A 10,110-nucleotide genomic window follows, 5' to 3' on the forward strand; every position below is an offset into this window, starting at 1 on the left:
TCAGGTGTCGTAGGCGCCGTCCCACGGCGGCGCGAACATGATGTCCATCGGGTAGAGGCTGACCCGGGGCATGCCGTGCTTCGCGGTCTGGTCGACGAGTTCCCAGGCGATGTCGCCCTCGCGCACGGAGAACGGGCGGACCGCGATGTCGCCGTACGCGACGTCGGGCAGTTCCGCGATGAGCTGCTCGCGCAGCCCGTGCGCCTCGTCGCCCGGCACGTCGTTGTGGATCCGGGAGCCGGTGTACGTCCCGGTGTGGTCGAACAGCAGCAGCGCCACGCCGATGTCGCCGAGCGCGTTGCGGCGGGTGCCGTGGACGATCGCGAAGAACTGGCCGTCGGCGTAGCGGCCGATCCGGTCGGTGCGCCCGTGGTCCGGCTCGTAGGCGATACGGATCAGCGCGGGCGGCGTGTCCGGTGCCGGCGGCCACGACACGGGACGCCAGTCGCATGCCGTGCGCCAGGTGTCGTGGCCGAGGTTCCAGGCCAGCAGCGCCGCGAAGGCGACGTCGAACCCCACCTGGTGCGCCAGCGCGGGCGGCGAACCCTCGCGCTGCTGCACGAGCAGCCGGTATCCGTCCGCCATCCGCCACACCTGCATGAAGTCGCTTTCGGACTCGTCGCGCCCGAGCCACAACGAGGTGCGGCCCGGCACGTCGTCGAACTGCTTGAGCAGCACCCACAGCAGTCCGCCCGACGGCTGCGCGTAGGTGTTGCCGCCGTGGTCGTACAGGGTGACACGAGGTGCGCTCATCGCAGCTCCGGTGAGATCGGCGGAGGCCGGGTGGGCCATCACGTTCTCACGTCGGTCCGACAGGTCCCGCCCGGTGGATGCACGGGACCTGTCAGGCCGCGGTCACGGCGTGTAGGGCGCGTCCGTGTGCGACTCCTCCTTGAGGATGCTGCCGTCGGCGACGTACACGGCGGTGCGCCGGACGCTGACCACCGCGGACCCGGCGTCGGTGGGGCGGGTCAGGTAGACCAGGGTGAGCTTGCGGTCGGCGACGGCGACGGACTCGATCGGGTCGCGGTCGCCGAGCACGAAGTGCACCACGCACTGCGCCCGGTCGGCGGGCTTGGCGCACAGCATGACGCCCCAGTACCGGCCGGTGGTGTCCACCACGCTGCTCATGATCGTGCCGACGGTGACGTTGCCGATCTCGCCGCCGAGGTCGCCGGTCGCGCACGGCTTCTGCACGGCCAGCACCAGGCCGTCCTCGCCGGAGAACATGCCCTCGGTCAGCGGGGCGCCGTCCTTGCCGAACGCGTAGTAGGGGTCGATCAGGCCGCGCACCATCGCCTCCTTCACCTCGGCGCAGGTCGGGGTGGGCACGGCCGGCGGCGCGGCGCTGGTGGGAGCGTCCGGTGACGGGGTCAGCACGGTGACCGCGCTGGGCGCGGCCGACGGCGACTCGCCGCCGGACTTGCAGGCGGTCGCCAGCCCGGCGAGGGCGAGGACCGGGATCATCAGCAGGGCGGCACGGCGGGGGTGGAGCGGCATGGGTGGTCCTTCTGCGGCAGCGGGATAAGGCGTTGGCCACTGCACGATAGGGGTGGCCGGGTGGCGCGGGCGACGGGTCGTCGCCAGCACGACAGCAGCACGTCGCGCCGCGGCTGCTGCCGCATCGAAGGAAGGGCACCTTCTCCATCGCAAAGCGATAAGAAGGTGCCCCTCCTTCCGGTCGTCGGGGGGAACAGTGGCGGGGGCGGGCGTTCGTTGGCGCGGACGAACGCCGGGGGGTGGGGCGACCCTATGGTGTGGCCCATGTCGAAGTTGAGCGAGATCCATGACTGGCTCCAGGTGCGCCTGCCGGAGCTGCTGGCCGAGCACCGGGTGCCCGGCGCGGCGATCGCGGTGTACGCCGGGGGCGAGGTCGTCGACCATGCCGCCGGGGTGCTGAACAACGCGACCGGCGTGACGGCCACGCCCGACTCCCTGTTCCAGATCGGTTCGGTCACCAAGGTGTGGACGGCCACGCTGATCCTGCAGCTGGCCGACGAGGGCGTGCTCGACCTCGACGCCCCGGTGCGCCGCCTCCTGCCTGAGTTCACGCTGGCCGACGAGGCCGCCGCGGCCGTGGTCACGGTGCGGCAGCTGCTGTGCCACACCGCCGGGTTCGAGGGCGACATCTTCACCGACACCGGCCCGGGTGACGACTGCGTCGAGAAGTACGTCGCCACGCTGGGCGGGACCTCGCAGCTGTTCCCGCCCGGCGAGCTGTTCTCCTACAACAACGCCGGATACTGCGTGCTCGGGCGGATCGTGGAAGTGCTGCGCGGCAAGCAGTACGACGCCTGCCTGCGCGAGTTCCTGTTCGCGCCGCTGGGGCTGAGCCACGCCGCGACCGGCCCGTACGAGGCGATCCTGCACCGCGCGGCCGTCGGCCACCTGCAGCCCGACCCGGACGCGGACCCGGTGCCCGCGCCGATCTGGGCCCTGGTCCGTTCGAACGCGCCGGCCGGGGCGATGCTCGCCATGCGGCCGCGCGACCTGCTGGCCTTCGTCCGCATGCACCTCGACGGCGGCCGCGCCGCCGACGGCACCGCGGTGCTGAGCCCGGCCTCGGCCGCCGCGATGCGCGAGCGCCAGGTGACGGTGCCCGTGTCCGGGCTGATGGGCGATGCCTGGGGCCTGGGCTGGGAGCTGTTCGACTGGCCGGGCGGTGAGGTCTTCGGCCACGACGGCGGCACTATCGGGCAGTCCACGTTCCTGCGCGTCGCGCCGGAGCAGGGGGTGGCGGTGGTCCTGAACGTCAACGGGGGTAACCCGTTCGCGCTGTACACCGCGATCTTCCCGCATCTGCTGCGTGAGCTGGCCGGGATCGAGATGCCCGCGCTGCCGGTGCCGCCCGCCGGGCCGCGGCCCGTCGACGCGACCCGCTACCTGGGCACGTACGCCTCCGAGGTGGCCGAGCTGGTGGTGAGCCAGGACGGCGACGGGCGGATCTGGCTGGAGCAGACGCCCCGCGGCATCCTCGCCGAGCTCGGCGGCAAGGCCGAGCGCAGCGAGCTGATCCACCTGCACGGCGACGTCTTCCTGCCCGCCGAGCCGACGCACGGCGTGCACCTGCCGCAGGCCTTCGTCGGCGACGACGACGGCCGGGCCCGATACGTCCACAGCGGACGCGCCACGCGGCGCACGGCCTGATCCTTCAACTGGAGGCACGATGAGATCTCTGACGACGGTCACGGCGGCGGGTGCGCTGACCCTGGCGCTCGCCGCCTGCGGCGGTGGCGGGCAGCCCGCGAGCAGCGGGTCCTATGCCGACGGCAAGACCTTCACCCTGGTGCTGGCGTCCGACCCGGGCACCCTCGACCCGCACTTCACCTCGGTGTCCACCTCGCTGCAGGCGGGTCGTTTCCTGTACGACTCACTGGTCAACGTGGACGAGCACGGCAGCATGGTCGCGGGCCTGGCGGAGAAGTGGGACGGGACCACCACCACGGCGACGTTCACCCTGCGCAAGGGCATCACCTGCGGTGACGGCAGCCCGCTCACCGCCACCGACATCGCCGCGAACATCACCTTCGTCGGCGACCCGAAGAACGCCTCGACCCGCATCGGCGTCTACGTGCCGGCCGGCGCGACCGCCGTGGGCGACGACGCGGCCGGCACCGTCACGGTGACCTCGCCCGCGCCCGACGCGTTCCTCGACCGCAACGTCGGCGGGCTGCCGATCGTCTGCAAGAAGGGCATGGCCGCGCGCGACCAGCTCAAGCAGGGCTCCGACGGCACCGGCATGTTCACCGTCACCGAGGCCGTCGCCGGTGACCACTACACCCTGACCCGGCGCAAGGAGTACGCGTGGGGTCCCGGGGACTGGAAGTCCGACCAGGCGGGCCTGCCCGACAAGGTCGTGCTGCGCGTCGTCGCCAACGGGACCACCGCGGCGAACCTGCTGCTGTCCGGTGAGGTGAACGCGGCCGTCATGGTCGGCCCGGATCAGCAGCGCCTGCGGGCGGCGAAGCTGCACGAGCGGCTGGTCGCCTCGCCGCTCGGCGAACTGTGGTTCAACCAGAAGCAGGGTATGCCCGGAGCGGACGAGGCCGTCCGGCGTGCGCTCACCCAGGCGCTCGACCTGGACCAGCTCGGCCAGGTCGTCACCAGTGGCACCGGCCGGCGCTCGGCCGGGCTGGTGGCACCGGGCGGTCCCTGCCCGGCGGGCAAGGCGGCGTCGCTGCTGCCCGCCAAGGACGCGACCGCCGCGAAGGCCGCCCTGGACGGCGCGGGCTGGACCGCGGGCAGCGACGGGGTGCGCGCCAAGGACGGGCAGAAGCTCGCCCTGCTGCTGTACTTCCCGACGAGCGTCGGCCAGGGCACCCAGGCCGCGGCGGAGCTGCTGCAGAAGGAATGGACGGCGCTCGGGGCGCAGGTCACCGTGAAGGGCCTCAGCGACGCCGAGGTCGGGCAGCTCGTCGTCGGCGGGCAGGGCGCCTGGCAGGCGGCGATCCTGCCGCTCGGGGTGAACCTGCCGACCCAGCTGGTGCCGTTCCTGTCCGGCGCGACGCCGCCCAACGGCGTCAACCTGGCCTCGATCGACAACCCCGACTACAAGGCCAACGTGCAGGCGGCGTCGGCGATCGCGGGCAGCGGCGGCTGCGACAAGTGGCAGGCCGCCGAAGAGGCGCTGTTCAAGCGGCTCGACGTGGTGCCGTTCGTGGACTCCACGGTGCCGATCTTCGGCAAGGGCGCCGAGTTCGAGCTGAGCCAGGGCAGCGTCACGCCCGGCTCGATCCGCATGCTCGCCTGACAGCTCCCTCGCGCACGACGGTGCCATGACCCGCTGGGTCATGGCACCGTCCTTTTCTGCCCGCAGTGGTGCGGGCGGACAGGGTCGACCGGGTCGCCTTGTGCGGGCGTACCAAGACCGGGTGCCGGGCCGGCGGGCAGGATCTGATCACCGAACCCGACGATGTGACGGAGGCCATGCCGGTGACCAGCACTACCACCTCCGCGCCCGGGTTCGCGTCCGTGCTCGGCAACCCCTGGGCGAGGTTCGCGGCCCGCCGCCTCGGCCGGCTGCTCGTCTCGGTCTGGGTGCTCGTCACCGGCGCCTTCCTGATGATCCACCTGATCCCGGGCGACCCGGTCCGGGCCGCGCTGGGCAACACCGCGCCGGTGGAGCTGGTCGAGGCCCGCCGCGAGGCGCTGGGGCTGAACGACCCGCTCTGGCAGCAGTACGCCGATTACCTGCGCCACCTGGTTGGCGGTGACTTCGGCACCTCGATGCTGTCCGGCATGCCGGTCTCCCAGGTGATCGGCGACCGGTTGCCCGCCACGGCCGAGCTGGCCGTGCTCGCCTTCGCCCTCGCGGTCCTCGTGTCGATCCCGCTGGGCCTGGCCATGGCGGTGCTGACCCGGGGCGGCCGGCGCAGGCCGGTCGAGCTGGCGTTCACCTCCGGCAGCGTGCTGCTCGCGGTGGTGCCCGAGTTCCTGGTCGCGGTCGGGCTGGTCTACGTGTTCAGCGTCGAGCTGGGCTGGGCACCGGTGGCGATGCGGCAGGGCGCGGCGTCGTACGTGCTGCCGGTGCTGGCCCTGGCCGTCGGCCCGGCGTCGATCCTGGCCCGCATCGTGCGGGTGGAGACGCTCGCGGTGCTGCAGGCCGAGTACATCCGCACCGCGCGGGCAAAACGCCTGCCCGACCGGCGGGTCTACCTTCGGCACGCGCTGCCGAACGCGCTGACCGCCACGATCACCGTCGGCGGGCTGCTGCTGGGCGGCATGGTCGCCGGAACGGTGCTGGCCGAGAACGTGTTCGCCTGGCCGGGTCTGGGCAGCACCATCGTCGGCTCGATCCTGGCCAAGGACTACCCGGTGGTGCAGGGCGTGGTGCTGGTGTACGGCCTGGGCGTGCTGCTGGTCAACCTCGTGGTCGACGTGGCGCTGGCGCTGCTCGACCCCCGTTCCACGATCAGGGAGAGCTGAGCGGTGACGTCGCGGGCGAGGTGGGCCGGTGTGCTGCGGACCCCGGTGGGCGCGGCCGCGGCCGTGCTGCTGGGTGGGGTGATGCTGCTGGCGGTGCTCGCGCCGCTGCTGTGGGGCGGCCGGGCCGACGAGGTCGACACGGCGCACATCCTGGCCCCCGCGTCGGCGGAGCACTGGGCGGGCACCGACAACCTGGGCCGGGACATCTTCTTCCGGGTGCTGGTCGCCACGCGTACGTCGGTGCAGCTCGCGCTGCTGGCGACCGCCCTGGGCGTGGCCGTCGGGCTGCTGCTCGGCACCCTGCCGCTGCTGCTCGGGCCGCGGCTGGGCCGCCTGGTCACCGCCGCGGTGAACATCGCGGTGGCGTTCCCCGGGCTGCTGCTGGCCTTGTCGTTCGCGGTGATCTTCGGGGCGGGCGCGAGCGGTGCGGTGCCCGCGATCGGGCTGGCCATCGCCCCGGCGTTCGCCCGGCTGACCCAGACCCTGGCCGCGACCGTGGCCGGACGGGACTTCGTGGCGGCCGCCCGCATCGCCGGTGTCGGGCGGGTCCGCGTGCTGCTGCGCCACGTGCTGCCCAACATCGCCGAGCCGCTGCTGGTGAACGCGACCATGGCGGCGGGCGGCTCGCTGCTGGCGTTCGCGGGACTGTCGTTCCTGGGTCTGGGCGTGCAGGCGCCGGACTTCGACTGGGGGCGGCTGCTCGGCGAGGGCCTCAACGGCATCTACCTCAACCCGGCCGCCGCGCTGGTGCCCGGCGTGGCCGTCGTGCTGGCCGGGCTGGCGTTCAACCTGGTCGGCGAGGCGGCGGCCAAGGCCGTCGGGCCGCGCACCGCGACGGCGACCGTCCGGAACCGAGCGACTGACAGTGCTCCGCCGACGCCGACGCCACCGGCGGCCGCGCCGGTGTGGCTGCAGCAGACCGGGCAGCAAGCAGCGCAGGCGGATGCGCTGCTGGTCGTGGAGGACCTGAAGGTCTCGTTCGGGACGGTGACGCCGGTCCGCGGGGTCGGGTTCACGCTGCGGCGCGGTGAGGCGGTCGGCATCGTGGGGGAGTCGGGATCGGGCAAGAGCCTGACCGCGCTCGCCGTCGCGCAGCTGATCGAGCAGCCGGGCCGGGTCGAGGCGCGGCGGCTGGAGTTCGGCGGCGACGACCTGCTGCGGACTCCGCCCCGGGCCAGGCGGCGGCTGCTCGGTACGTCCCTGGCCATGGTGTTCCAGGACCCGATGACCTCGTTCAACCCGGTGCAGCGCGTCGGCCGCCAGCTCGCCGAGGTGGCCGAGCAGCACCTGGGCCACCGGCGCGGTCCGGCGCTGGCACGCGCCGTGGACCGGCTGCGCGCGGTGCGCATCCCGGGCGCGGCGCGGCGGGCGCGCCAGTTCCCGCACGAGTTCTCGGGCGGCATGCGGCAGCGGGCCATGATCGGCATGGGCCTGATGGGCGAGCCCGAACTGATCATCGCGGACGAGCCGACCACCGCACTCGACGTGACGGTGCAGCGCCAGGTGCTCGCGCTGCTGGCCGACGTACGGGCCGCCGACGACGTCGCCGTCCTGCTGATCAGCCACGACCTCGGCGTCGTCGAGCAGGTCTGCGACCGGGTGCTGGTCATGTACGCCGGCCGGATCGTCGAGGACCTGCCCGTGGAGCGGCTGCGCGACGGGGCCCGGCACCCGTACACCCGGGCGCTGCTCGGTGCGGTGCCCGACCTGTCCACCGACCGCGACCAGCCGCTGGTGGTGATCCCCGGCCGCCCCGCCGATCCGGCCGCGCCGCCACCGGGCTGCGCCTTCGCGCCGCGCTGCCCGCTGGCCGACGACCACTGCGCACGCGTCGACCCGGCGCTGATAGAGGACGGCTCCGGCGGACGGGTCGCGTGCTGGCACGCCGACCGCCCCGAGCCGGCGCTGTACGCGGCGACAGAGGGGGAGGGGCGATGAGCGAGCTGACCTTCGAGGACGTCACCGTCCGGTACGGCAGCGGGCGGCGGGCGCTGACCGCGGTCGACGGGGTGCACCTGACCGTGCCGTCCGGCGCGGTCGTCGGGCTCGTCGGCGAGTCCGGCTCCGGCAAGTCGACGCTGGCCAGGGCCGCGGTCGGGCTGACCCCGGTGGCCGCTGGGCGGATCCTGCTCGACGGCCGGCCGCTGCCGCGCGGCGGGCGGCGTCCGCTGCAGATGGTGTTCCAGGACCCGTACTCCTCGCTCGACCCGCGGATGACGATCGGCTCCTCGATCGCCGAGGCCATCCCGCGCGGGGCGGCGCCGGGTGCTGCGGGCCGCCGCGACGAGGTGGCCAGGCTGCTGGAACTCGTGGACCTGCCCGCCGACCGGGCCGGCTGCCACCCGGCGGAACTGTCCGGCGGGCAGCGGCAGCGGGTCGCGCTGGCACGGGCGCTCGCCGGGCGGCCCGACGTCGTGATCGCCGACGAGATCACTTCGGCGCTGGACGTGTCCATCCAGGGCACCGTGCTGAACCTGGTGCGCGACCTGCACCGAGACCTGCGGCTGTCGATGCTGTTCATCACGCACGACCTGGCCGTGGTGCGCTACGTCAGCGACTACATCGCGGTGATGTACCTGGGCCGCATCGTCGAGTACGGGCCGGCCGAGTCGGTGCTCGCCGACCCGCGGCACCCGTACACCCGCGAACTGCTGGCCGCCGCACGGCGGCCGGGCGGGGGCGGGCCGCAGGTGGCGGACACGGTGCCCGCGCAGGTCGCCGACGCCGAACCGGCCGACCCGCACCACCCGCCGACCGGCTGCCGATTCCATCCGCGCTGCCCGGCCGGGCCGCTGGTCCACCCGGACCGCACCGTGTGCCGCGACACCGCGCCCACCGGCGACGGCCGCCCCCACCGCGCCGCCTGCCATTTCGTGAACAGCGCCGCCGACCCGGCCGCTGCCTGACCGACGAGGACAGCCGCCGCCCCACCGGGTGGCGCGACGACATCGACCTGACCGACCAGCAAGGAGATCCCGGTGACCACACGCCAGCGAATCGACGATCTGACCAAGTTCGCGGTGCCCGAGCAGCCCGCGCTGTCGCCCGACGGCGGCTCGATCCTGTACGTGCTGCGCACCGTGGACGCCGGGGCGGACCGCAACCGGCACGCGATCTGGCGCGTCGGTACGCGCACCGGCGAGGCCGAGCAGCTCACCCGCGGCGACGCCGACTCCGCTCCGGCCTGGTCGCCGGATGGGACCCGGGTCGCGTTCCTGCGCGCCCAGGACGGCCCGGCGCAGCTGTGGCTGCTGCCCGCGGCGGGCGGCGAGCCGACCCGGCTGACCACGCTGCCGCTGGGCGCGGGCGCGCCGGTGTGGAGCCCGGACGGCACGCGGATCGCCTTCGGCGCGGCGGTCGACACGCACGCCGCCGACGGCGAGGACGAGGCGGTCCGCACCAGGCGGGCCAAGGCCCCGGTCGTCGCGGACCGGCTCGACTACCAGGCCGACGGCGCGGGGCTGCTGCGTACGAAACGCAAGCACCTGCACGTGCTCGACGTCGCCACCGGGCAGGTGCGCCAGGTGACCGAGGGGGACTGGCACGCCGGTGACCCGTCCTGGTCGCCCGACGGCACCAGGCTCGCCTTCGCCGCGGCGACCGCGCCCGACGCCGACCTGCGCGTCAGCGTGCCGGTGCACGTCCTCGACCTCGCCGACCCGGCGGCCGGGCCGCGTCAGGCCGGGCTCGCCGACGGGGTCGCCGGCCCCGTCGGGTGGACCGCGGACGGGCAGCACCTGCTGGTCGTCGGCGGCGTCGACGGGCCGGTCGGGCACGCCCGGCTGCTGCGGCTGCCGCTGGACGGCGGACCGGTCGTGGACCTGGCCGCGGGGCTGGACCGCAACGTCATGGCGGGCGGCCCCGGCTACCCCGGCGCGGTGCCGCGGCTCGTGGACGGCGGGCGCACCGTGCTGTTCTGCGTGCGCGACCGCGGCTGCACCCACCTGTACGCGGTGGACGCCGACGGCGGCACGCCCCGCCCGGTCGTCGCCGGGGCGGGGCTCAACGTGTCCGGGATGACCGTCGCCGGGGACACCGCGGCCGTCGTGCTCGGCACCCCCACGTCGTACGGCGAGGTCGTGACCGTGGACCCGGTCACCGGAGCGCGCGTCGTCTCGGCGGTGCTCTCATGCATGGACACCGCATCCGACGCCTGGATCGCCTCTGACGGCCAAGCAGACATGC

At 74.1% G+C, this 10,110-nt stretch carries 7 protein-coding genes and 1 pseudogene; 6 read left to right on the forward strand and 2 right to left on the reverse strand.

Features of this window, described 5'->3' with window-relative positions:
- Positions 1–753 (reverse strand): hypothetical protein, encoded by a 753-nt coding sequence (locus tag AB0B35_RS19135; protein ID WP_361046995.1) that lies wholly within the window; start codon positions 751–753, stop codon positions 1–3.
- A 102-nt stretch (positions 754–855) separates the two neighbouring features.
- Positions 856–1,500 carry a hypothetical protein gene (locus AB0B35_RS19140; RefSeq protein WP_360532389.1) on the reverse strand — a complete coding sequence of 215 codons (645 nt, stop codon included), beginning with the start codon at positions 1,498–1,500 and terminating at the stop codon, positions 856–858.
- Between the two features lie 264 nt (positions 1,501–1,764).
- On the opposite strand from AB0B35_RS19140, the gene AB0B35_RS19145 reads away from it, so the two are divergent.
- From AB0B35_RS19145 to AB0B35_RS19170, 6 genes and pseudogenes are all read left to right on the forward strand, one after another.
- A complete protein-coding gene (locus tag AB0B35_RS19145; RefSeq protein WP_361046997.1) occupies positions 1,765–3,147 on the forward strand; it encodes a serine hydrolase domain-containing protein in 1,383 nt (460 codons plus the stop codon).
- A gap of 19 nt (positions 3,148–3,166) precedes the next feature.
- Positions 3,167–4,750, forward strand: coding sequence for an ABC transporter substrate-binding protein (locus tag AB0B35_RS19150; RefSeq protein WP_361047000.1), 1,584 nt, complete (start codon positions 3,167–3,169; stop codon positions 4,748–4,750).
- Positions 4,751–4,932: 182 nt separating this feature from the next.
- A complete protein-coding gene (locus AB0B35_RS19155) occupies positions 4,933–5,925 on the forward strand; it encodes an ABC transporter permease (RefSeq protein WP_361047003.1) in 993 nt (330 codons plus the stop codon).
- A 30-nt stretch (positions 5,926–5,955) separates the two neighbouring features.
- Complete coding sequence (locus tag AB0B35_RS19160; RefSeq protein WP_361047006.1) at positions 5,956–7,863, forward strand: dipeptide/oligopeptide/nickel ABC transporter permease/ATP-binding protein; 1,908 nt, start codon at positions 5,956–5,958, stop codon at positions 7,861–7,863.
- Entirely contained in the window at positions 7,860–8,831 is a 972-nt protein-coding gene (locus AB0B35_RS19165; protein WP_361047009.1) for an ABC transporter ATP-binding protein, read from the forward strand. The genes AB0B35_RS19160 and AB0B35_RS19165 overlap by 4 nt, the downstream gene beginning before the upstream one ends.
- Positions 8,832–8,903: 72 nt before the next feature.
- Positions 8,904–10,110 (forward strand): annotated as a pseudogene (locus tag AB0B35_RS19170) (serine hydrolase); the annotation flags it as partial.

It is taken from the genome of Catellatospora sp. NPDC049133 (assembly GCF_040648455.1).
Classification (GTDB): Bacteria; Actinomycetota; Actinomycetes; order Mycobacteriales; family Micromonosporaceae; genus Catellatospora; species Catellatospora aurea.